Origin of the sequence: Shewanella sp. MEBiC00475 (genome assembly GCF_005234075.1) — a bacterium.
GTDB classification, from domain to species: domain Bacteria; phylum Pseudomonadota; class Gammaproteobacteria; order Enterobacterales; family Shewanellaceae; genus Shewanella; species Shewanella polaris.
Map to the genome: position 1 here is coordinate 2,796,217 of NZ_CP039928.1, position 24,823 is coordinate 2,821,039.

The 24,823-nt window shown below is 39.3% G+C and carries 20 protein-coding genes; 11 read left to right on the forward strand and 9 right to left on the reverse strand.

From position 1 onward, the window contains the following. Positions 1-74 precede the first annotated feature (74 nt). Together FCN25_RS12370 and udp are read left to right on the forward strand one after the other, a co-directional pair. Positions 75-1,250: a type III PLP-dependent enzyme gene (locus FCN25_RS12370; protein WP_137225198.1), complete on the forward strand. Its 1,176-nt coding sequence runs from the start codon at positions 75-77 to the stop codon at positions 1,248-1,250. Between the two features lie 332 nt (positions 1,251-1,582). Further along, entirely contained in the window at positions 1,583-2,341 is a 759-nt protein-coding gene (gene udp, locus FCN25_RS12375) for a uridine phosphorylase (protein ID WP_137225200.1), read from the forward strand. A 128-nt stretch (positions 2,342-2,469) separates the two neighbouring features. Here the strand turns inward: udp and FCN25_RS12380 are convergent, their stop codons facing one another. After that, on the reverse strand, positions 2,470-3,222 hold the full coding sequence (locus FCN25_RS12380) for an outer membrane protein OmpK (RefSeq protein ID WP_137225202.1): 753 nt from the start codon (positions 3,220-3,222) through the stop codon (positions 2,470-2,472). A gap of 462 nt (positions 3,223-3,684) precedes the next feature. Here FCN25_RS12380 and FCN25_RS12385 point away from each other — a divergent pair, with 462 nt between their 5' ends. The 3 genes from FCN25_RS12385 (at position 3,685) to FCN25_RS12395 (ending at position 6,137) form a co-directional block, all read left to right on the forward strand. Next, complete coding sequence (locus tag FCN25_RS12385) at positions 3,685-4,146, forward strand: NfeD family protein (protein WP_137225204.1); 462 nt, start codon at positions 3,685-3,687, stop codon at positions 4,144-4,146. Positions 4,147-4,269: 123 nt separating this feature from the next. Continuing rightward, positions 4,270-5,199 (forward strand): slipin family protein, encoded by a 930-nt coding sequence (locus FCN25_RS12390; protein ID WP_137225206.1) that lies wholly within the window; start codon positions 4,270-4,272, stop codon positions 5,197-5,199. 2 nt (positions 5,200-5,201) lie between these two features. After that, positions 5,202-6,137, forward strand: a complete 936-nt coding sequence (locus tag FCN25_RS12395; protein ID WP_167496120.1) for an SPFH domain-containing protein — start codon at positions 5,202-5,204, stop codon at positions 6,135-6,137. A 97-nt stretch (positions 6,138-6,234) separates the two neighbouring features. Here the strand turns inward: FCN25_RS12395 and FCN25_RS12400 are convergent, their stop codons facing one another. Beyond that, positions 6,235-7,107 carry a LysR family transcriptional regulator gene (locus FCN25_RS12400; protein ID WP_137225210.1) on the reverse strand — a complete coding sequence of 291 codons (873 nt, stop codon included), beginning with the start codon at positions 7,105-7,107 and terminating at the stop codon, positions 6,235-6,237. 353 nt (positions 7,108-7,460) lie between these two features. Between FCN25_RS12400 and uvrD the strand changes: the two genes are divergently transcribed. The 4 genes from uvrD to FCN25_RS12420 all read left to right on the forward strand — a co-directional run bounded on the left by uvrD (position 7,461) and on the right by FCN25_RS12420 (position 12,743). Beyond that, entirely contained in the window at positions 7,461-9,644 is a 2,184-nt protein-coding gene (gene uvrD / locus FCN25_RS12405) for a DNA helicase II (RefSeq protein ID WP_137225212.1), read from the forward strand. Positions 9,645-9,681: 37 nt separating this feature from the next. Then, positions 9,682-10,542, forward strand: a complete 861-nt coding sequence (gene ubiA / locus FCN25_RS12410) for a 4-hydroxybenzoate octaprenyltransferase (RefSeq protein ID WP_137225214.1) — start codon at positions 9,682-9,684, stop codon at positions 10,540-10,542. Between the two features lie 33 nt (positions 10,543-10,575). Beyond that, positions 10,576-11,493, forward strand: coding sequence for an alpha/beta hydrolase (locus FCN25_RS12415; RefSeq protein WP_137225216.1), 918 nt, complete (start codon positions 10,576-10,578; stop codon positions 11,491-11,493). A gap of 230 nt (positions 11,494-11,723) precedes the next feature. After that, positions 11,724-12,743, forward strand: a complete 1,020-nt coding sequence (locus FCN25_RS12420) for a hypothetical protein (RefSeq protein WP_137225218.1) — start codon at positions 11,724-11,726, stop codon at positions 12,741-12,743. A 95-nt stretch (positions 12,744-12,838) separates the two neighbouring features. Here the strand turns inward: FCN25_RS12420 and FCN25_RS12425 are convergent, their stop codons facing one another. The 3 genes from FCN25_RS12425 to ubiD form a co-directional block, all read right to left on the reverse strand. Further along, complete coding sequence (locus FCN25_RS12425) at positions 12,839-13,417, reverse strand: nucleoside triphosphate pyrophosphohydrolase family protein (RefSeq protein WP_137225220.1); 579 nt, start codon at positions 13,415-13,417, stop codon at positions 12,839-12,841. Between the two features lie 128 nt (positions 13,418-13,545). Continuing rightward, a complete protein-coding gene (fre, locus tag FCN25_RS12430; protein ID WP_137225222.1) occupies positions 13,546-14,244 on the reverse strand; it encodes an NAD(P)H-flavin reductase in 699 nt (232 codons plus the stop codon). Positions 14,245-14,321: 77 nt separating this feature from the next. Next, entirely contained in the window at positions 14,322-15,803 is a 1,482-nt protein-coding gene (gene ubiD, locus FCN25_RS12435; protein WP_137225224.1) for a 4-hydroxy-3-polyprenylbenzoate decarboxylase, read from the reverse strand. Between the two features lie 158 nt (positions 15,804-15,961). Between ubiD and FCN25_RS12440 the strand changes: the two genes are divergently transcribed. Then, positions 15,962-16,543, forward strand: a complete 582-nt coding sequence (locus FCN25_RS12440) for a hypothetical protein (protein ID WP_137225226.1) — start codon at positions 15,962-15,964, stop codon at positions 16,541-16,543. Here the strand turns inward: FCN25_RS12440 and FCN25_RS12445 are convergent. Both FCN25_RS12445 and FCN25_RS12450 read right to left on the reverse strand, forming a co-directional pair. Further along, complete coding sequence (locus tag FCN25_RS12445; protein ID WP_137225228.1) at positions 16,540-17,838, reverse strand: diguanylate cyclase; 1,299 nt, start codon at positions 17,836-17,838, stop codon at positions 16,540-16,542. The two genes, FCN25_RS12440 and FCN25_RS12445, sit on opposite strands and share 4 nt — an antisense overlap. Positions 17,839-17,841: 3 nt before the next feature. Then, on the reverse strand, positions 17,842-18,825 hold the full coding sequence (locus tag FCN25_RS12450) for an ABC transporter substrate-binding protein (RefSeq protein WP_175405866.1): 984 nt from the start codon (positions 18,823-18,825) through the stop codon (positions 17,842-17,844). 865 nt (positions 18,826-19,690) lie between these two features. Here FCN25_RS12450 and FCN25_RS12455 point away from each other — a divergent pair. Continuing rightward, a complete protein-coding gene (locus FCN25_RS12455) occupies positions 19,691-22,156 on the forward strand; it encodes an EAL domain-containing protein (RefSeq protein ID WP_137225232.1) in 2,466 nt (821 codons plus the stop codon). Between the two features lie 1,464 nt (positions 22,157-23,620). Here FCN25_RS12455 and FCN25_RS12460 read toward each other — a convergent pair. Further along, positions 23,621-23,872 (reverse strand): transposase, encoded by a 252-nt coding sequence (locus tag FCN25_RS12460; RefSeq protein WP_137225234.1) that lies wholly within the window; start codon positions 23,870-23,872, stop codon positions 23,621-23,623. Positions 23,873-23,891: 19 nt separating this feature from the next. Further along, positions 23,892-24,044 carry a hypothetical protein gene (locus FCN25_RS20935; protein WP_167496051.1) on the reverse strand — a complete coding sequence of 51 codons (153 nt, stop codon included), beginning with the start codon at positions 24,042-24,044 and terminating at the stop codon, positions 23,892-23,894. Positions 24,045-24,823 lie beyond the last annotated feature (779 nt).

Sequence of the window (24,823 nt, forward strand, 5' to 3'; positions counted from 1 at the left end):
ATCGTTTACTGCGCGTGTTCTTACAGATTCGTAATAACACTTTTATCACCCCACTAACTGGAGGCACCGGCCTAATGAGCCAATTTCAATCGATTGATGTTGCAGATTATTATGACAAGGACACGTTTGACCGCATTGAAGCATTTGCTAAAGATAAGCCAACACCATTTGTAGTTATTGACACCCAAATCGTTGCGAAACAATACGATGATATGGTTAACAATTTTCCTTTCGCCAATATCTATTATGCGGTTAAGGCAAATCCGGCCAAAGAGATTTTAACCTTATTGCGAGATAAAGGTTCAAACTTTGACATAGCCTCTATTTACGAACTTGAAATGGTAACGTCTATAGGTGTTTCAACTGATCGTGTTAGCTATGGTAACACCATCAAGAAACGCGTAGATGTGCGTTCGTTCTATCAACAAGGTGTGCGTATGTATGCTTCAGATTCTGAAGCTGATTTACGCATGATTGCTGAAGAAGCTCCAGGTTCAAAAGTGTACTTACGTATTTTAACTGAAGGCACACATACCGCTGATTGGCCTTTATCACGTAAGTTTGGCTGTCAAAATGAAATGGCATACGACTTATTAGTATTGGCTAAAGAGTTAGGCTTACAACCACATGGTATTTCATTCCATGTCGGTTCACAGCAACGTGATATCGGTGCGTGGGATTCTGCCATCGGTAAAGTGAAAAGTATTTACGACCGTTTAAAAGAAGAACATGGCATTGTGTTAAAGATGATCAATCTAGGTGGTGGTTTTCCTGCCAACTATATAGACAAAACCAATGAACTGGGTGTTTATGCGCAGCAGATTAAACATTTCTTGGAAGAAGATTTTGGTGATGAATTACCTGAAATCATTCTAGAACCTGGTCGTTCATTACTTTCAAATGCCGGTGTACTTGTATCTGAAGTGGTATTAATTTCGCGTAAATCACACACAGCGTTAGAGCGCTGGGTATTTACTGATGTAGGTAAGTTCTCAGGTTTGATTGAAACCATGGATGAAGCGATTAAGTTTCCTATCTACACTGAGCGTAAAGGCGAGTTAGATAAGTGTGTTATTGCCGGCCCAACCTGCGACAGCGCTGATATTATGTATGAACATTACAGCTATGGTTTGCCGGTCGATTTAGCCATTGGCGATCGTTTGTACTGGTTAACTGCTGGTGCTTATACCACTACATACTCAGCAGTATGTTTTAATGGTTTCCCACCGTTAAAAGATTATTACTTGTAATCCATCAGTATTGAGTAAAAAAGGACGCTTAGCGTCCTTTTTTGTTATTAACGGCATGACTAATACCCCACCCAAATTTGTTAAGGTTAATTTGATGTAAATCACGTTAATCGTTTTTGATTTAGATAAATAGCTTGTTGTTTTTACTCCCTCTCAACTATGCTGAAAGCTGTGTATTTGGTGGGATTTTGACATATATTAGTAATAATTTAACGAAAGCATATTAACTATTATGAATTTATATGTGATCAAGTTAACCTTATGCGCCTAAAGACTCAGTTAAAGTCTGGATTATAAGAATTTAATATTCAAAACTGAAAGGGGTTTTCATAATGTCCGATGTATTTCACTTAGGATTAACTAAAAAAATGTTAGATGGCGCTACCTTAGCAATCGTACCTGGTGATCCAGAACGTGTTAAGCGTATTGCCGAGCTAATGGACAACGCAACGTTCTTAGCCAGCCATCGTGAATACACCAGCTATTTAGCTTATATCGATGGCAAACCTGTTGTTGTTTGTTCAACGGGGATCGGCGGACCATCAACATCTATTGCAGTAGAAGAGTTAGCACAACTGGGTGTGCGAACTTTTTTGCGTGTCGGTACAACGGGTTCAATTCAACCACATGTGAATGTGGGTGATGTCATTGTCACTCACGCATCAGTGCGTTTAGACGGTGCCAGTTTGCACTTTGCTCCGTTAGAGTTTCCTGCTGCTGCTGATTTTGTTTGTACTACAGCAATGGTTGCAGCGTGTAGAGATGCAGGCATAGAGCCACATGTCGGTATTACTGCCTCTTCTGACACCTTCTATCCAGGCCAAGAACGTTACGATACTGTTTCTGGTCGCGTAACTCAGCGCTTTGTTGGTTCAATGAAAGAATGGCAAGCAATGGGCGTGCTGAACTATGAAATGGAATCATCAACACTATTTACTATGTGTGCAACTCAAGGTTGGCGTGCAGCGTGTGTAGCGGGTGTTATTGTAAACCGTACCGAGCAAGAAATTCCTGATGAAGCTACAATGAAGAAAACTGAAGTTAGTGCAGTGTCTATTGTTGTCGCAGCAGCGAAAAAATTGCTAGCGTAAACTCATGCTGTTGGCCATCATATTTTAACAAGCGATTTTGTTATAACAGATTGAGTTAACACGTAAACATTAAAAAAGGTGCCTAGGCACCTTTTTTGTTATCTAATTTTTATAAGGGGCAGCCTAGATTAGAAATGATATTTCGCAATGATTGAGTAGGTACTTTGGTCAATGCCCGCAACACCATATTTACTTTGCCAATAATCATATTCAATACCCACTAACAGCTTGTTTTGTTTGTGATCGCCAAATAATGATTTGCCTAAGTCATATTTTATTTGCGGATTAAAGTGTAGGTTTTCGTCATAGCCGTTGTTGTCTGCAGAAAATACCCAATCAATATAGCCATCGATAATAATATTGGCATTGCCCACTGGCACGTCGATTCTAAATACTGGAGTAAACTGCCAACCATCGCTGTTGTTGCCACTACTAATAGCGTCACGACGGTATGTGTTCAGTTGTAAGTAGCTAAAAAATGGCACGTCAAAGTCTAAACCGATACCATAAAGCATACTGTTAACAGGGCCTTCACCTTCTTCGTAAGTGAGTGCTAAAGAGACATCTTTTACCGCACCAAAGCTAACAGGCTGACCCAATATTTTACTCGCACTAAACCGAGGTGAAATTTCACCATAATTTGTGCTATCAACACCGTTATTATTACCATTAAAATTAATAAAATCTTGAAATACAAACCAATCGCCATACTTCCAGGCACCAGCCGTTTCTAGGGTAATCGTTGTTTGTCTTTCTGATGGTGCTAAGTCATAGTTTTCACCATGCAAGACAGTCGCGCTAACATCCCACCATTGAACTAAATCGTCAGCAAAAACATTTGGTGAGAGGATAAGTGTCGCTAAAAGGTAGATTCTTTTCATGTTTCTTCCGGTTAATTAAGTATTCAGGTTGATCAGTAGTGACAGTTTAAGCGTAAATTTTAAATCGATCGAGTACAACTTTGAGATCTATTATTCTGGATCATGCACAATGGGCGAAATATATTCAATATTTTGCCAGATCACAATTAAAACTGTTAAGAATGTGACGATTTCATTGTTTTCATGGTCGATATAATCGCCAACGCGAGTATATAAATTGTCAATGTGATGCAAAGCATAACGGCTAATGTGGGCTCTGTTATGTTATAAATGTGGGTAAATATCCTCTATCACTTAACGAAAATGTCGGCGTCATTAATAATGACGCACTGTTTAGATCATGTAAGTCGATCAAGCGTTTATAACGCAGAACATAATGTGCATGTTTGACATAATATGTCGCATTAATAAATAAAGATGTTATAGTGAATTAAAGGACATTCTCATATTATGGGGGAGTATATGGAGCTTTCAAACCCGCTCACTGTTTGGTTAGTGCTAGGACTGTTGTTGATGTTAGCGGAAATAATTATTCCGGGTGGCATTGTGATTTTATTAGGTGCAGCATGCCTTCTTGTCGCATCTGCACTGGCTGTTGGCATTATCGATGGATTGGTACAAAGCCTGACATTATGGTTTATGGCCTCAATGGTACTATTACTGAGTTTTCGTCATATAACCCAACGGTTAGTGGGCGGCGACTCCCATGTTGATAATACCGACGAAGAAACCGATTTGTATAACCAAGTCGCCATCGTTAAGCAAACCATTGGTCCTGGACAACAAACGGGGCGAATTAGCTGTTTAGGTTCAGATTGGACCGCTTTGGGTGATGGATCAGTAATAAAAGAGGGCACTAAAGTGAGAATTATTTGTCGGGATAATATTGCTTTTGTTGTTGAACCCATTATTGATTCGGTATAGTGATAATCTGGTATTATTATAAAAACAATTTATTATCAATGCTTTAAAATAGTTTTGTTAGGATATTAGGTAGTGATTACCGTCCAATGTTATTTAGGAAAGTCAGTTTAAAAGGGAGTAGATATGTTTGTGTTAACAATCGTTTTTTTATTTGTAATGTTTATTTTGTACAAACTCATGTTAATTGTGCCAATGCGTGAAGTGCATGTGATTGAGCGTCTGGGTAAGTTTCGTGTTGTGTTACAGCCAGGTTTTCATTTTCTGGTTCCTTTTGTTGATCGTGTTTCTTATCGACACGACACTCGTGAAGAAGTGCTTGATGTTCCGCCACAGAGTTGTATTTCAAAGGATAACACCCAATTAGAAGTTGACGGTTTGGTCTACCTTAAAGTGATGGATGGTAAATTGGCCAGTTATGGTATCGAAAATTATCGTCGTGCGGCAGTAAATCTGGCTCAAACAACAATGCGCTCTGAAATTGGTAAATTGACCTTATCACAAACATTTTCAGAACGTGACAGTTTGAATGAGTCGATAGTCCGTGAGATTGATAAAGCCTCCGATCCATGGGGAATTAAGGTGTTACGTTATGAAATTAAAAACATTACGCCATCGCGTAATGTTATTCACACCTTAGAAAAACAAATGGAAGCTGAGCGTCGTAAACGTGCGGAAATTACCTTAGCTAATGCAGAAAAAGCCGCGATGATTAATATGTCGCAAGGTGAGCGTCAAGAGGCGATTAATCTATCTGAAGGCCAAAAGCAAAAACGAATTAACGAAGCAATCGGTACCGGACAACAAATTTCAATAGTTGCTAATGCCAAAGCAGAAGGCATGGCAATGATTTGTAAGGCATTGACCATCAATGGTGGTAATGATGCGATGAACATGTTGCTCAAAGAGCAGTTTATTGGGCAAGTGGGCAAAATTCTATCCGAATCTCAAGTGTCTGTGGTGCCAGCTGAAATGGCTAAACTGGAAGGTTTTTTTGAAGGAATGGAACAAGTGACTCATGCCGTAACCAATTCATCAGTAAAAGGAGCACGCTAATGTTGATTAACGGAATTGATACTGATTTTATTGTTATGGTTATTTGGGGCGCTATTTTTGCCATTTTTGTGCTCAAATTATTTCAGTCTATTCGCCTCGTTCCAACTAAGTCTGCTTATATCGTTGAACGGTTAGGCAAATATCACAATACCTTAGATGCTGGCTTTCATGCGCTGATCCCTTTTGTTGATAAAGTCGCTTATATTCATGACTTAAAAGAAGAAACTATCGATGTGCCACCGCAAGAGTGTTTTTCAAGTGATGAAGTGAATGTCGAAGTTGATGGCGTGATTTATATTTCGGTAACCGATCCAGTAAAAGCCAGTTATGGCATAACGGATTACCGTTATGCAGCCATTCAATTGGCGCAAACTACCACTCGTTCAGTGATTGGCACGTTAGACCTTGACCGTACTTTTGAAGAGCGTGATTTAATTTCGGCCAAAGTGGTTGAGGTGCTTGATGAAGCGGGTTCAATGTGGGGTATTAGGGTTCACCGCTACGAAATTAAAAACATCACCCCTCCTGAAACGGTTAAAAACGCCATGGAAATGCAGGTTAATGCCGAACGTGAACGTCGGGCATTATTAGCCAAAAGTGAAGGTGATAAACAAAGTAAAATTAACCGTTCAGAAGGTGTCATGGCGGAAACCATCAATCGTTCTGAAGGTGAAATGCAGCGTCGTATTAATGAGGCTGAAGGTAAGGCTCAGGAAATTCTAACGATAGCTAAAGCGACATCTGAATCAATAGAACGATTGGCTGTGGTTATTTCGTCAGAAGGTGGACAAAGTGCTCTGCGGATGCAACTTGGTGAACAATACATGAAGCAGTTAGATGGTTTAAGCAAACCTGATAGTCGTATTGTGTTACCTGGTAATTTAGTTAATTTTGAATATTGGATGGACAGCATTGGTTTAAAAGACGATAAGAAATAAATCGACTTTTATCCAACCTGTTTTTCTGGGTTGAGGTTAATCATTAAATAGGCCAGCATTGCTGGCCTAAATGTTACTTACTTATCCCGAGTTCAGGTTACTTAACCATTTGGGTTAAGTGTTCAATAAATGCTTTAGTCGCCGCCGATATGATGTGGTCTTTAGGATAAAGGATATTAATATCTTTGAATCCGGCACTTAGTTCGGGTAATACATTGATTAATTGTTGGTTTTCAACAGCCGCGATTGCAATGACTTGAGGCAATAACGTAATCCCAGCACCGCCTAAACAAAAGTGGTACAAAGAGTTGTAATCACTGCAAATGACTTTATGATTTGCGCTGATTTCTGTATGTTGAAATATCCAGTTATCTTCTAATATACCTTCTGCAGACCGATAGCCCAAAAGTGAGTGATAATGTAAATCATCAATGGTTTCAATAACCGATGAATTTTCAAGATAAAGTGTACTAGCATACAATTTTCGTTCAAAGGTCATCAGCTTTTGGCTATGGATATTCCCTTTACTGACCTCACCGACATTGAGCATGAAATCTAGATCTAAACGTTTTAGATCTTGAATTTGCCCCGGCACAATAAACACTTCTAACTGTACTTGTGGGTAAGCATGAATAAAATTGGCAATGTGTTTATCCATCAGCTTATCAACAAAGGGTTGTAAGCCTATTCTTAACTTACCTTGTACATCGTCGTGACGATGTTTAAATACGTCTCCAGCATGTTTGAGTTGGTTAACTAACGGTGTTATTTGGCTAAGGTAACGTTGGCCAGAAGTGGTTAATTTCATTACTCGGGTCGTACGGGTAAACAGCGGTGCGCCGAGCTGTTTTTCTAAATCTGCAATGCGGCGACTTACTAGTGCTCGGCGGGTATCAAGTGATTTAGCCGCTTTGGAGAAGCTGCCTAGTTTTGCTACGGCAATAAACAGCTCTAAATCTTTGATATTCAATATGACAACCTAAGTAACTATCTTAATTTGTATAGTAATTTTCATGCGTATCTTTGTCAATTTAGGCTGATAGGGCCACTAAGACATTCAAAATATGCTGTTGTTATTCTAGCGAACCCTGCTACCTCTCTGCAAACGTATACGGTAAACCTAGCAAGGATCTCAATTAAACTTGTTTTGCTCTTTATTGTATGGAATATGGCTAAAAGTTGCATGATATATTCTTAAAATACCAGGTGTCACATATTGCACCATGATTAATAAGTGTTTATTTAGAACCATATCGGCCCACGAAAGGTAAACAGACCCTCGCTATTTGATATATAATGCAATGCAGATTTCTGGGAGGAAAAATGGACGTATCATCATTATTAGACGGCCTAAACGATAAGCAGCGTGAGGCAGTTGGCGCACCACTTTCAAATATGTTGGTGTTAGCGGGTGCCGGCAGTGGTAAAACCCGAGTATTAACCCACCGTATAGCGTGGTTAATGCAAGTTGAACAACAAAGTCCATATTCTATTTTGGCAGTCACCTTTACCAATAAAGCCGCGGCAGAAATGCGTGAACGGGTGGAAAAGGTCGTGGGTACTAACATGGGACGCATGTGGATAGGTACCTTCCACGGTTTAGCCCATCGGTTATTACGCACTCATTATCAAGATGCCAATTTACCGCAAAGCTTCCAGATTATCGATTCTGACGATCAGTTGCGTTTGTTAAAACGTATTCTAAAAAGCCTTAATTTAGATGAGAAGCAGTATCCTCCGCGTCAAGCTCAGGGTTATATCAATGGTAAGAAAGATCAAGGTCTTCGCCCTAAGCATATCGATGCAGGCGGGTTTCCGATTGAGCAAAACTTACTGAATATTTATAAAATCTACCAAGAATCTTGTGATCGTGCAGGTTTGGTCGATTTTGCTGAAATCCTATTACGTGCGCATGAGTTATGGTTGAATAAACCGCATTTATTGGCACATTATCAAGAGCGTTTTCGTCATATTTTAGTAGACGAGTTTCAAGATACTAACGCGATACAATATGCGTGGATCCGTGTGTTAGCGGGCAAAACGGCTAATGTGATGATTGTCGGTGATGACGATCAATCCATTTATGGCTGGCGTGGTGCGCAAATTGAAAACCTCCATCGTTTCTTAAAAGATTTTGACGGTGCAACAACGATTCGTTTAGAACAAAATTACCGTTCAACGGCTAATATTTTGAATGCCTCTAACGCTGTGATTTCTAATAACCCAGATCGCTTGGGCAAAGAGTTATGGACTGAAGACAAAGATGGCGAGCCCATTTCTGTTTATTGCGCCTTTAATGAGACGGACGAAGCCAAGTTCATTGTGGGTCGCATTAGCGATTGGCAGGAAAAAGGCGGTAGTTTGAGCGAGTGCGCGATTTTATATCGTTCAAATGCGCAATCGCGAGTATTAGAAGAAGCCTTTTTACACAAAGGGTTAGCTTACCGTATTTACGGTGGTCTGCGCTTCTTCGAGCGTCAAGAAATTAAAGATGCAATGGGCTATATGCGTCTTATCAATAATAAAGATGATGATGCCGCATTCGAACGTGTGGTGAATACCCCAGCTCGTGGTATTGGTGATCGCACTTTAGATATTGTGCGCTCAACAGCCAGACAGCAACAGCTAACACTTTGGCAAGCCTGTGTGCATTTAGTTGAAGAAAAAGTACTAGCTGGGCGTGCAGCTAATGCCATCAATGGCTTTATGGAACTGATTATCTCGATGCGTACTGATACTGCAGATATGTTGTTGTATCGGATGGCTGATGATGTGATTGACCGTTCAGGTTTGCGTACCATGTACGAGGCTGAAAAGGGCGAAAAAGCCCAAGCGCGAATTGAAAACTTAAATGAGTTAGTCACTGCAGCGCGCAGTTTCGAAATGCCTGAAGAACTTGAAGACATGGGCGAGCTTAATGCCTTTTTATCTCATGCAGCATTAGAAGCTGGCGAAGGTCAGGCTGATGCCTTTACCGATGCTGTGCAATTGATGACGTTACATTCGGCCAAAGGACTTGAGTTTCCAATGGTGTTTATGGCGGGTGTTGAGGAAGGATTATTCCCGAGCAAGATGGCACTAGATGAAGGCGATCGTTTAGATGAAGAGCGTCGTTTATGTTATGTCGGAATGACCCGTGCAATGCAGAAACTGTACATCAGTTATGCTGAGTCCCGTCGTATTTATGGCCGTGAAGATTATGCTAGCCCATCACGATTTATTAACGAAATTCCTGAAAAATTCGTTGAACAAATTCGCATACGTGCTCAGGTGAAGCCATCCATCAGCAAACGCTTCGCTGCTCGCCCTGCGACGGTCACTACCAAGCCGAATGGTTTTAATGATACTGGTTATAGAGTTGGCTCTAAAGTGAAGCATTTTAAGTTTGGTGAAGGCAAGGTGATTAACTTTGAAGGCTCTGGTGAAAAAGGCCGTGTGCAGGTTGATTTTGTCGATTTCGGCTGCAAATGGTTGTTGGTGTCGTTAGCAAAATTAGAGCACTGTTAATCTGTATAACTTGCTAAATCATGGAGATACGACACCAATGTCATTGCAAGATAAGTTGCGTGCATATGCACGATTAATGCGGATTGACAGACCCATTGGCACCTTACTTCTGTTATGGCCTTGTTTAATGGCATTGGTGTTAGCCGCTCATGGTATGCCTGATATCAAGGTGTTACTCATTTTCATCGTGGGAGTGATTATTATGCGGGCTAATGGCTGCATAATTAATGACTTTGCTGACCGTAAATTAGATGCTCATGTCGAGCGTACGAGTATGCGACCGTTGGTGTCGGGTGAAGTGTCTGTTAAAGAGGCACTGACTCTATTTACTCTTTTAGGGTTGGCTGCTTTTAGTTTAGTGTTATGGCTTAATCCTCTCGTGGTGCAGTTATCTGTAGTCGGGATAGTATTAACTGTGATGTACCCGTTTATGAAACGGGTGACCAACATGCCACAAATGTTTTTGGGTATTGTGTGGAGTTGGTCAATTCCGATGGCCTATGCTGCTCAACTTGGTGAAGTACCAGTTGAAGCTTGGTGGTTATTTATGGCTAATTGGTGTTGGACGGTAGCGTACGACACCATGTATGCCATAGTCGATCGTGACGATGACTTAAAAGTTGGCATTAAATCAACCGCTATCTTATTTGGCCGCTTTGACCGACAGATTATCGGCCTATTTCAACTTGCTGCGTTAGGGTGTTTTGTGATGGCTGGGCTGGTGGCCGATCGAGGGGTTATTTATGGCTTGGGTATTATCAGCTTTATCGGGTTTGCGATGTATCAGCAACGATTAATTTTCCATCATGAACGTGCCTCATGCTTTAAAGCCTTTTTAAATAATAACTGGGCAGGGATGATACTGTTTATCGCACTTGCACTGGATTATATGATTTAACGTTTGTGGTTTATTACCATAGGGCAGGGATGCATGAAAACAACTTATTGGTTGTGCTGCGCGATAATATGTTGTTGGTTCCCCATAACCAATGTGTCAGCTAACCATGATGCTGTAATAGCTAGTTTACCAAGCAGCACTGTAGATGTGTATTCTACAGCTGCGGTTGTCAACATTCCTCGTACCCGTCAATTTATACTCAAAGATGGCGATCGTGACTATAAAGTGATGATCAAGCTCCCCAAAAAATACCAGCAAAGTAGTTCACATCAATATCCAGTGATATACATGACTGATAGCATGTACAGTTTGCAAGTGGTGTCTGGTGCAACGCGATTTCCGATGAACAGCAACATAATGCAACAAGCTATTTTAGTCGCTATTGGCTATCAAAAGCCAAGTAAAGGCTCTGCGAGTAGGATTAGAGATTTCACTCCAAGTCACGATCCGAGTTGGAAATTACCGACGGGTGAGGCTAAACGACATGTTAGCTTTATAAGTAATATTGTTATGCCCTTTGTTGAAACGAATTTTCGGGTAAATAAGCAATATGATACTTTTATGGGAAATTCGTTAGGTGGCTTGCTGGGTGCATATATATTGTTAGAACGACCAAGGCTATTTGATTATTATGTATTGGGTAGCCCATCTCTGTGGTTCGATAATAAGCAATTGTTGCAGCAGTTTTCTCAGCGTTTTAGTCACACACCAGCAATATCTGCCAAGGTTTTTATTGGTATTGGCGAATTAGAAAAGCCACCTCATACTAATGGTAATCATCATATGGTGGCAGACGCTCAGGCTTTTTATCAAATACTTCAATCTCATCCATCTGCTAAAACCGGCGCTTTACAACTCAAGCTGCTGGTGATCCCAGAGGCCGATCATTCGATGGCTTTCCCAACTACTGCAATTCATGGTTTAACTTGGTTGTTTAAACGCAGTATTTAACTCAAATCACCTATTAGCCCTGTAAAGCCGCTTAATTATAGTGCAACTCTTTGTCGTGTTGCGTGATAAAGCTATATCAATCATTTCCTGTAACAACTTTTGAGCTAATCAATTTCCATAAGACGTATTTTTGCTGATATGTTAATAACTTGTTTTATTTTTATCTGCCCCACATCCATTTCTACAGTGCGTCAATAATTGAATAGAGATTACCCAAGGAAGAGTATTGAATGAGAGCAACAGTTAAATATCGGTTAGTCTTTTTAGTCTTAATGATATTCAGTTTTGTTATCGGTGTTCAGTGTACGCCTGAGTCGTTAACGAGCGATGCTGATAAGTGGTCGTTATACCTTATTTGTGTAGTGTATTTTTTGTTACTGCCTCTGAGCTACTGGTATTGCATTATCAAAATGGGCGCTCAGAAACTGTGGAAATTGATTATCGTTTTCAGTTTAAGCAGCCTGGTTGCTCGGTTAAGTTTCCCTGCCGAAGTCGCGCACTATTTTGAGTTTGTTGCATGGTTACGCTATCCGATTATTGCAGTGTTACTGGTTATTGAATTGTACTTGGTGGTGAGTGTTGTTCGTGGCTTGATTAAGGTGCGAAAGCTTAAGGGCGATCCTAGAGTTGGTGCGGTAGAAACGTATCGGGATGGTGATGAAAAAAGTTTAACTATCGCACTTATTCTGGCCAGTGAAGCGACCAACTGGTTTTATTCAATCCCTTGGTTTTCACGTCATCATCCTGCGGCCATCGCTAATATCAATCTCAATAGTGCAACGCGCTGGCATGTATGGCTAATGCTAATGGGTTGTATCACCGCATCTTGTAGCAGTTATTTATTATTGGTCTCATGGAGCGAGTGGTTGGCAATTATTGTCTCGAGCATTATTGCCTATACCTTGATGTCTATCGTGGCTAATCATCGGCTATCACGTTATTACTCTTTGTATTTAATCAGAGATAACTTAGTGATCAATAATTCATTGTGGGGATTTATGGTCGTGAACATTGCGGATATTGCCAGTGTTGATAATCAAGAATCAGCTGAATTAAATAAAGATGAACCAGAAACCATTATTATTGGTCGTGGGCAGAGTAATGTCACTATTACGCTAAATCGTCCGGTCATTTATCATGGTGGTATGGGCCAGTTACCGGAACCCATGAAAGTGATTCATTTGAGTGTGGATGAGCCGCAGCGGTTAATTCAGGCGCTGAACAATAGCAAAATTTCGGTGGTTGAATAACTGAAAGCAGTCATAAAAAAATGCGCTAATGAAAGCGCATTTTTTTATGAGTAAACCAGTACTACTAAGTAAAAATCGAGTAGCTGATTTACTGATTAATCTCGCACTAACGTGGTTAAGTCTGCAGGGCGATAGTAAACGGATTTTAAGACTTTGCCTTGGCGTACCACTTTACCTGCCATATCAACATCTTTAGCGCACTTGGCAATAATAAACTCACCTTTAGTGCTACCGACTATTTCAACACCTTGTTTAGCGTAAAAGGCGATGGTTTCATCTAACTCTTGTTGATTTCGGCACACTTTACTCATGTTGCTTGAGTGCACCTCATCCCAGCATTGGATAAAGTCTATTTCGCGGTTTTTAGCCACGTTTAGCAATAAATCGATAAGGTAGCTGATCTCTAGACTATCACTTATCTGGGCTGCACCTAAGTGCACTAAGCGGCCCATTAACACATAAACTGAGTCAACAATGGCATCAGCTTGTTCAATACGCGAGTCGGCTTCTGCAAGCTCGGTCATTTCTTCAATAATTAATGATGTATGCAAAGTGTCTGCTTTATCGTCTAGGCTAGCACTATCGTTAACGGGCAGGTCAAAGGTGTTGCGAAACTCAAAAATGTCGCGGTATAAATGATCGTAAATGGATTGGGTTAATTGACTGAGTTTCATTGGAATACCTTAATAATAAATGTGGGTTAATTTTAAAGAAATGAGCCATGGAATACAAAGCAATCAATCGATTTACCTATAAAAAAACCGGCAAGATAGCCGGTTTTAATCGTTTTTATTGAGAGAGCTTATTTAATAAATGCGAAGGCATCACCATATAGGTGGTCCTCTTCTACTCCAAGTTCACGGAACAACTCTCGTGCAGCTCCAACCATGTCAAAACGACCAGCTATATAGATGTCGTAACCATTTAAGCTGACAAAATCCTGCTTAATTTGCTCTAGTAAATTAGCTTGTTTACCTTTCCAAGTGCTATCTGCAAGTTCAACGACAGGAATAAACTCTAACCACGAATGATCGCTATGCCATTGCTTGGCGATGTCTTGGTAGTACATTGCGTCTTCATTGCGACAACCCCAATACAGTTTAGTGTGGATGGTTTCGCCATTAGCAATTTGTGCTTCAACGATACTTTTTATGTATGAGAAACCTGTGCCACCCGCAATCAAAATACGGGGCCTGTGGCTATCGCTACGCAAAAAGGCATCACCTGCGGGCGCTTCTATATCGATATGCTTTGAGGTTTGTAGACGTTCCACAACCTGCATAGGGTAGCTTTCGCTGACCGCTGCACCAATGTGTAACTCAATCAATGCTGCATTAGGAGCTGAAGCGATAGAGAAAGGACGTTTGTCTTTTTCACCCATGACCACAGATAAGTATTGGCCGGCTTTAAAATCGAAAGCTGCTTCGGGTTTAAGAAACACTTGATACACAGCGTCATTAAACGGGGTGATTTTTTCAATCTGACAACGAATGGTTTTCATCTAACGTCCTTTAAGGCCTTTTTATTTTTATCAATGAGTTAATTATAGTGACTTGCGTCCTAATTTGATCATCGTGGTTATAATGTTGGAATATCGTCTATGCCGAGATCATCCCAAATTTGATCAATTTTTTGTTTAACTTCGGGATCCATCACAATAGGTGTTCCCCATTCGCGAGTGGTTTCGCCTGGCCATTTGTTAGTGGCATCTAAACCCATCTTAGAGCCTAAACCGGCAACAGGTGAGGCAAAATCAAGATAATCAATCGGAGTATTATCTACCATCATGGTATCGCGAATAGGATCCATGCGGGTGGTAATTGCCCAAATAACATCTTGCCAATCACGGCAATTAACATCGTCATCAACAACAATGATAAATTTGGTATACATAAATTGGCGTAAGAATGACCACGCTCCCATCATTACGCGCTTAGCATGACCGGGATATTGCTTACGAATTGAAATCACTGCCATGCGATAAGAACAACCTTCAGGCGGCAGATAAAAATCAATAATTTCTGGATACTGCTTACGTAAAATGGGAACAAATACTTCGTTTAACGCCACGCCTAACATAGCTGGCTCATCGGGTGGACGGCCTGTGTAGGTGCTATGATAAATGGCATCTTTACGGTGAGTAATATGAGTCACAGTGAAAACTGGAAATGAGTCGGTTTCGTTATAGTAACCAGTATGATCGCCGTATGGGCCTTCTACTGCGGTTTCATCAGGGTCTATATAGCCTTCAAGAATAATTTCGCTGGTAGCTGGTACTTCAAGATCGCAGCTAATCGCTTTGCAGACTTCAGTGCGCTCACCACGCAATAAACCAGCAAAAGCGTATTCACTCATTGAATCAGGTACGGGGGTCACAGCACCTAAAATGGTCACTGGATCGCTACCTAATGCTACCACGACCGGATAACGCTCACCTGGGTGAAGCTGTTTAAAATCTTTAAAATCTAAGGCACCACCGCGATGATCAAGCCAGCGCATAATAAGCTTATTTTTGCCTAATAATTGTTGGCGATAAATGCCTAAGTTTTGTCTTTTCTGGCGAGGTCCTTTGGTGATGGTGAGTCCCCAAGTGACTAAAGGAGCAATATCTCCAGGCCAACAATGTTGGATAGGCAATGATGTTAAGTCAACTTCATCGCCCGTTTTAACCACTTGCTGACAAGGTGGATTACGCACTGTCTTTGGTGGCATATTTAATGCCTGCTTAAACATGGGGATTTTAGCAATGGCATCTTTAAAGCCACTCGGCGGCTCAGGTTCTTTCAAGAATGCCAACAACTCACCAACCTCACGCAGCGCTAGTGGGTCGTCTTTACCCAAGGCCATTGCCACACGCTTAGGTGTGCCAAATAGGTTAACCAGTACTGGCATAGTATTATTAGTAGGATTTTCAAATAGCAGAGCAGGGCCACCCGATCGTAAAACACGATCAGCGATCTCCGTCATTTCTAAGTGAGGATCAACAGGGTGCTTAATGCGCTTTAATTCGCCATTTACTTCTAAATGATCGATGAAGCTGCGTAAATCTTTAAAACTCATGCTTACCGCCTGTAAATCAAATCCAAACCCTTATGAGGCGCACTATAGCATTTTTCTAATATAGGGTTAAGCCATTTGATAGACCTATATTGTTGATATCGACTTTGACCTTGCTTAGCGTAAACTGATGGTTGAATACCATGTTGTGGAGGTAACTTATGCGAATAAATAAACACTGTGCTTTATTGCCAATTCTAGGGCTTAGCGGGGTTGTGGGTTTAACAATGGCGAGTTTTGTCAATGCTCAGCCGCCATTATCTAATGAGTATTCACATCGTGTCTCACACTCTGTTGGCTCTCAACATAATACTCATCATCAACATAATACTCATTATCGAAATATAGATCCTTGGCGTTGGGGTTTTGGCTGGGATCAAGGTTGGGGAGTTAATCAGCGTTGGGGGTCAAGCATTGGGTTTAGTTGGAGCAATAGTAACAACTGGCGATATGGCTTGGCATGGGGAAATAATGATTATAATAGAAGTCGTTATGGTTTTTATCCTTATCAAAATCAGTTGAGTACAGAATACCGGTCACGACAAGTTGAGCGTGTTGACACTGTTGTAGTTACACCGCCACAGCGTACTACAACCAGTATTCAATATGCTTCTGGTTTACGTCATTTACCTGAAAATGCCAAAGTTATTCAACGCGACAACGGTACTGTTTATGAATGGCAAGGTGTCGAATATTATTTTGATTGGAACACTCAAACCTATAAAGTGGTTAAAGCAGATTAGCCATGATAATAGCAAAACTCAATACTATTATCGGCTTTAGCTTGATACATTGCTGTATCTGCAGCGCTGATAAGCTCCCGGCTAGTTAGACCATTTTTAGGTAATATACTAATGCCGATACTCGCTCCAACGTGCAAGGTGTGTTGATCGATAATAATGGGGTGTTTAATTGTTGCTAATAGTTGATGTATTTTTTGTTCAATATCGATTGGCTCACTGAGCATATCAAGCCAAATAATAAACTCATCTCCACCCAATCGACCTACAATATCGGTCGATCGTAAATTTTTCACCAAACGCTTCGCTATGACAATTATCACTTCATCACCAATGCTGTGACCTAAGGTATCGTTAATATCTTTAAATTTATTAAGGTCAATGAATAATAATGCGGCTTGATTGGTTCCGCGTAAATCCCTGGCAATGGCAGAATCAATTTTTTTTATAAATGCTCGACGATTGTAAATACCTGTTAGATCGTCATGTTCGGCTAGGAAGATAAGCTTGTCTTGTTGTTCAAATAGCTTACGGGTTTGGCTATCGACTTCTTGTTTTAGTTGTTCTTTTTTAATGGTTATTTGAGCTAGTGACTGTTTCATCTTATTAAAATTTTCAGCCAGTGCCGATAATTCATCAGTGTCTTGGATATTAATTTGACTGATTAAATCTCCTGCAGCCAAAGCCTTCATCCCCTGATTCAGTGAGGTAAGTCCTTTCTTAAAGCGAATGAGTGTCATAAAAGACCAAACTGTTACCAGAGTTGCTAACAGTAGTAACACCAAGCCTATCATGGCTAATAATCGTTGTTGTGTTTGGTTTGCTTGCTTAATTGATAATTGATGAAGATGAAACATTTCTTCGGTCATTTCTTCAATAATCATACTATATTTGGCTTTAAATAATCGTTCTGCAGTGAGTGTTGATGAAATATTGACTTGCTTATTGTGGAAATTATTTTGGGTATTAATTAATGTTCTAACATTAGTATTAAGCCTATTTAGGTTTTCAATGACCAAATTTTGCTGTGCGTCCCAGTTGATTTGTTGAGAAAGATCTTTGGCCAGTTCTGCTTGGCGATTATTGAGTTCAGATAACCCTTGGTCGTCGGTATATTCCTGATAGAGCCACAGCTGACTTCGTAAGCTATCGATGCTAATTTGCAATTTCATTGAATAATTAAGTTGGTGATATATTTTTTGTTGATAATAGTGAGCTTGTATTAAGGAGAAACCAACAATGAGCGTAAGCAGTGAACAAAGTGTAGCAGTGAGTTTAAGGCGCTTTGATAACATCATAAATTACCATCCAGCCTCTAAATTCATGAATTTTTCAAGTAATTGTCTATCGAAAACCTGTCGAAAATCTAAGCTGTTTTGTTCAGCAACTAATTGGTTGTCGATAGCCCACTGACTCTGGGTTTGAATGTTAGAAAAGAGTGCATTACTGAGTGATAACCGAAAAGTATAATCATCCCAAGAATAATGCAGCTGAGAAGGCTCGATAAGTAAAGTGTTACTGATGATCCCTTGAGCAAGTTTTGAGTGGCTGTGAATATAATCTGTCGCATCGTTAATGGCTTTTAGTATCGCTAATTTTTCAGTTGTTGTTAAAGATGTGTCTTTTAGTTCGAGTAAATTAAAGGATAAATGATGTAAGCCTCGGCTATTAATCACTTGTGGATTTGAGGATATTTGTTGTGTTAATAAATAACCGAAAGGTTCCCATGCCGAAATCATATCCACTTGATGATTTAATAGTGCTGGAATGAGTTGTTCTGCAGGTAAATATACTCGTTCAATAGGTTGCTGAGTTTTATTATACATAATCAATAAACTATCAAAAAAGAACTCACTGGCGCTACTTTTGACTATACCTACGCGGGCGTGGGCTAGATTATCCAGTTGATGATATTTTTGCGGGGTTAAGCTTAGTAATTTGAGATCATTATCTGATTCGACAAAACTGGCTAATACGGTAAAATTTGCTTGTTTAAAGCTATTAAACATCACAACTGTTTCTGATGCAGTAGCCAAATCGACTTGTTTATTCTTAAGAGCGTCAAAGCATTTTACCCCGCTGTCAAATCTCACTAGTTCAACATTTAAACCATTTTTTTCAAAGTAACCTTGCTGCTGAGCAATAAAAAAGGGTGATGAAAGCGGGGTGCCAGATACCGCTATTTTTATGAGATCCTTTTGAGCGGAAGTGGTAAATGATTGGCTTGCGCCAAGATCACAACTGGTAACCCCAATTAACATAAAAGCCAAGAGAAAAATGTTCAACACTTTGATCATAAAATACTTCAATAAAGATATTTAGTAATATCAATTGTAGTGAATGTATATTTTTTTGGATAAAAATTTAGAAAAAAACGCATGTTTTAATCGTATTAATTAATGAAATCAGTACTAAGGTATGACATTAGAGTGTAATTAACCTATTAAAGTGATGAACGTTAACCGAAACCAAACGTGATTTAATAGGCTCTTATTGATTTAGATGGTTTTCTGACTCTAGCGATTGTAACTGAATTAATAAGGGCAATCTCTGTCAATAATTTTTCTTCTTATGGGAGTTTTCATTGGTTTAATTAAAGTGATAATAACGTTATATGAAGTGGGGCAATGAGGTCGATATTTTTGGCTGTTTTCATAAAGGTTTTGTGGCATTCATATTGTTTTTATTGGATTTATTACTACGCAGAGTGTGTTTGTTAGTTATACCCGTACCCAGATAATACTAGCGGATCATCGTGGCCCATATTCTGATACATTGTGATGTTTTGGGGATCCTCGCTGCAGCTAGGGCATCACCTATTATCTAGAGAGTTCTCTTTCTTCTATAGAGATATTGCTAAATGACTATGGCGATGAATAATTATCATAGTGAGTTAGTTGTCTGGATTGTTATTTTTTTAAGAGTAATTTCGTTGATCTATTAACATAATTATTCATATTTATAGCAACTAATTTGGTATAAAGTCTTTATATTAGGTATTATTTTATTTAATAGCATCGCGAATGTTGATGATGCGCCTCGTTATCCAGACATGTAAATATTAACAAAGCGATTATAAAACGGATATCAGTTACATAAGCTCAAATTAAATGGATGTTATGTATTTAAAAGTAAAGGAGTTATTTTGCTATGTTGTTATCAGGCTTAACCAATACCGTTTATAAAATTCTCATTATTGATGATAATATCCAAAATATTTTTGTACTAGAAGATATTTTGTCTCCTCTTGGCAATGTTTATTTTTCCGAGTCTGGCAGTAATGCATTAGCGTTAATCGATAAAATTAAGCCGGACGTGATTTTACTCGATATTGAAATGCCTGATATGGATGGTTGGGAGGTGTGTCGTACACTTAAGGCTAATCCGTTATTTAGTGATATTCCTATTATTTTTATTACTGGTCACACTGACCCAGAATTTGAAAAGCTTGCTCTCGAAAGTGGCGGGGTTGATTTTATTACCAAGCCTTTTAATGCCTCTATTTGCTGCTTACGAGTTCATACGCAGCTAAAATTTAGACAGCAAAATCAATTAATTATTAAAGCCAAGGAAGAGCTACAACAATTAGTCAATCAAGTTCCTATGCTAGTGACTTATTGGGATGATCAAGGTCAAAACTTATTCAGTAATGATAACTCTGGTTTGTGGTTTGATAGTTTACTCGGGGATGTTAAAGGCAAACATATTTCTACTATTTTCCCCAATGAACTCAGTAATGCAATTTTAAATCATCACCGTCATATTACTTCTGATGCATTGAAATATATTGTCACCGTACCTCAAGGTATTGGTGCGAGCTTCTATGAAGTCTTTCAATCTAAAATGAAATCAAGCGCTGGAGTCGATGGGTACTTGGTTACTGTCGTTGACGTTTCTGAGGTAAAACATGCAAGACAAGCGTTGTACTCCGAGAAAGAACGTTTGCGGGTGACGCTTAATTCAATTGGTGATGCTGTTATTGCAACCGATACTAAAGGAATGATTACCTTTATGAATCCGATTGCTGAGCGTATGACTGGCTGGCGTTTGAAAGAGGCATTACATCAGAAAATTGAAAATGTGATGTTTTTGACAGATTCAAATACCCAGCAGAAATTATTAAATCCGTTATATTTAGCATTACGAGAGCATCGAATCGTCGCGATGGCACTTAATAGTCAGTTAACATCACGTGGCGGCCATGTTTTTTTTGTTGAAGATTCTGCTGCCCCGATCCGTAATGAAAATGGTGAAGTCATTGGTGCCATTATGGTGTTTCATGATGTGAGTGAAGCGATGGCAATGGCGATGAAAATGAGTCATTTAGCCAACCATGATCAGTTGACTGATTTACCTAATCGAATTTTACTTCAAGATAGACTTACCGTAGCGTGTTCGGCAGCCAAGGCCTATGACACTAAAGCGGCGGCGTTGTTAATTGATATTGACCACTTTAAATACCTTAATGATTCATTAGGCCATCAATATGGTGATGAATTGATTTGTTTGATGGCGAAACGAATACGTTCATTAATACCCACATCGTATACATTAGCCCGACTAGGCGGTGATGAATTTGTCATTTTAATGAGCGAGACTCGCTCTGTTGAAGCTTCGTCAAAATTAGCCTCTAAATTAGTTGATGCAATGCACGAACCTTTTGCTCTAGATGGTCAAAAGTATAATGTATCCGTTAGCATTGGCATTAGTGTGTTCCCCAACGATGCCACAGATGCTGAAGAGTTAATGAGACATGCCGATGTAGCTATGTATCGTGCCAAGCAGGAAGGTCGTAATCGTTTTTGCTTTTTTTCGCATGATTTAGAACATTCTATTATGGAGCGCCATCATTTAGAAACACGCTTAAGAAAAGCGTTAATCAATGATGAGCTATTTGTTCATTACCAGCCTAAATTTGATTTACGGACTAACGAGATTGTGGGTGCTGAAGCACTTGTTAGACTCGTTAATGATGAGGGCGAGTTTATTTCTCCAGCAGAATTTATCCCATTATCGGAAGAGTCCGGTTTGATTATTATGTTGGGTAAGCAAGTGCTAAACAAAGCCTGCGCAGAAGCTAAACGTTGGTTGGATAAAGGACATATTATTCCTATTTCTGTAAATGTCGCCGCGGCACAGTTTGCTGACCCTGATTTAGCCTGTGTGATCAAAGAAGCATTATTGAATAACGACTTTCCTGCTCATTTACTTGAACTCGAAATTACTGAAACAGCATTAATGATTGATGCTGCTGATATGCAAAACAAATTGAGCGAATTAACCTCATTAGGTATTAAGATCGCGATTGACGATTTTGGTACTGGCTATTCCAGTTTGGCCTATTTAAAGAAATTTAATGTTGATGTAATGAAGATTGATATGTCTTTTGTAAAAGATATGCTCAATAATAAACACGATTATGAAATAGTTAAAACTATAATTTCATTGGGTAAATCGATGGGATTAGTATTAATTGCTGAGGGTGTTGAAACGGAAGCGCAACGCCACGCATTAATCGAACTGGAATGTTTTATGGGCCAAGGTTATTTATTTAGTCGTCCTTTAAGTACTAGTGATTTTGAAACATTTGTCATACAAAAAAAATTACAAGGCTAAGGGCTGTCGAGCAACAATAGTTTATTGAATTATATTTTTACCAATTCATCTTGATAAAAAAGCCCCATTGCATCCTTTGCGTTGGGGCTTTTTGTTTATATTATTTATTGTTATTTTGAGTTTTTCAGCCAAAGGCTTTAATAAAAATGACGTTATTAGATAATAGATTTGGGGATCCAATAACGCCTTAACTTTGATGTTAGCGGCCTTCCTAATTGCTAACGGTGGAGCAATAAAGCAGCAAGGATGCAAGATATTTTGCGCTTATTATTAGAATGTTTGTTGCTGTGTGTTATCAATTTGCTGGGGAACGAGTCGATAACACGGTCAAACATCCTTGCCAAAACGGTTTTGATATTTAGCTCTGTAAATGGTGACAGTAGCGCCGTCAATGGCAAAAACTATAATACCTTAATAAAAATGACGGTATTGGATAATAGATCCTGGGGATCCAATAACGCCTTAACTGTAATGTTAGCGGCCTTCTTAACGGCTAACGGTGGAGCAATAAAGTGGCAAGGATGAAGATATTTTGCGCTTATTATTAGTATGTTTTGTTGTTTGCTGGTATTTATCTCATCACTGGGGAATGAATTAATAAAACGATCAAACATCCTTGCCAAAACGGTTTTGATACTTAGCTCTGCTAAGGGCGACAATCGCGCCGTCATTGCGAAGTTAAAATACCTTAATAAAAATGACGGTATTGGATAATAGATCCTGGGGATCCAATAACGCCTTAACTGTAATGTTAGCTGTCTTCCTTACGGCTAACGGTGGAGCAATAAAGTGGCAAGGATGAAGATATTTTGCGCTTATTATTAGTATGTTTTGTTGTTTGCTGGTGTTTATCTCATCACTGGGGAATGAATTAATAAAACGATCAAACATCCTTGCCAAAACGGTTTTGATATTTAGCTCTGCTAAGGGCGACAATCGCGCCGTCATTGTGAAGCTAAAATACCTTAATAAAAATGACGGTATTGGATAATAGATCCTGGGGATCCAATAACGCCTTAACTGTAATGTTAGCTGTCTTCCTTACGGCTAACGGTGGAGCAATAAAGTGGCAAGGATGAAGATATTTTGCGCTTATTATTAGTATGTTTTGTTGTTTGCTGGTGTTTATCTCATCACTGGGGAATGAATTAATAAAACGATCAAACATCCTTGCCAAAACGGTTTTGATATTTAGCTCTGTTAAGGACGACAATAGCGCCGTCATTGCGAAGTTAAAATACCTTAATAAAAATGACGGTATTGGATAATAGATCCTGGGGATCCAATAACGCCTTAACTTTAATGTTAGCGGTCTTCTTAACAGCTAACGGTGGAGCAATAAAGCGGCAAGGATGCAAGATATTTTGCGCTTATTATTAGAATGTTTGTTGCTGTGTATTATCAACTTGCTGGGGGACGAGTTGTTAACACGGTCAAACATCCTTGCCAAAACGGTTTGATTCCCTAACTTGCCATTGTGTGTAACTGTTGGCTGAGTTGGGTGATTTTTTGTTGTAAATGCTCTATTTCTGACACGATAGCGCTTTTACTTTCGGTTTTGTGAGCATCATTATGTCTTACCCATTTGTAAACGGTTTTAGCTGATACACCGTATTGCTTTGCTACGTCAGACAACAGTCTATTATGATTTTTGACTTCATTAATCACTTGTTTTTGTAAGTCTATTGGATACTGTTTCGCATTTGATATATTCATTAGAAACACTCCCTATTGGTTATTGATGCTTACCTGAACGAGTTTCTACTTCATCCCATTGACTACAACCAAGATGTGCTAAGAAAAAAATATTTTGACGACACTGTTTAATGACATTTTTCGCCATGAAATGTATCGACTTAATGTTACTATTTAAGTTTATCTTATTCATCGCCATCTCCTACAACTACTCTGATTGCTCAAAAATTAAACTACTACTTAGTGGGTATATATTCTTATATGGAAAGCTTGTGCCAACTTTATGAATTAATTTTACTTGTTGTTTATCAGTGCTTTATAAAATCCTATGAATTCATGATTTTATTTTGTTTATCTTGTTTGGTGCAATTGCACTAATTTGGTGAAAAATATTATTTTAAGCATTACGATGTCAACACAATTATTGGCTTGGAGTATGGATGAGAAATATGGCAAAAATAGGTCATGTTAATGACAATATGGGGACAAGGGTTATTAGGTTAATAGGGTACCAATTATTAACGGTTCAAAAACAAGATTTACACTGGTTTATGCATGACATTAAGTGTTTAAGCTCAACTCAGCCTAATAAAAATGAGTTCAATAGCTGTTTACTTTGCTAACAGTTCAGGGGCTGTTGTTCTTTCAAGGTTGTTTTTGCAGAGAATTGTTGGACCATGACTGAAACTGTGAATGACAAGGCAGAGGCTTTGTTGTGTGGTTATTCTACATAAAAAGTCGATAACACTGTCGAAATAGTCAGAAAATACTGCCCGATAGCCTCAACTAAAAGTGTTTTACTCTTTGTTGAGCGAGTATTTGTTAAGCGAGTGGTGCTTAAATTACTAGGGTGCAATGCACTAGCCTCGACTAAAACACTTTTATCTCGAACAAAATATAACCGGCTAAGATCAACAGATCCTAGTATCGGCTGACAATAGTCTCGTTATTAATGCGGCTTTTAATCGCTGA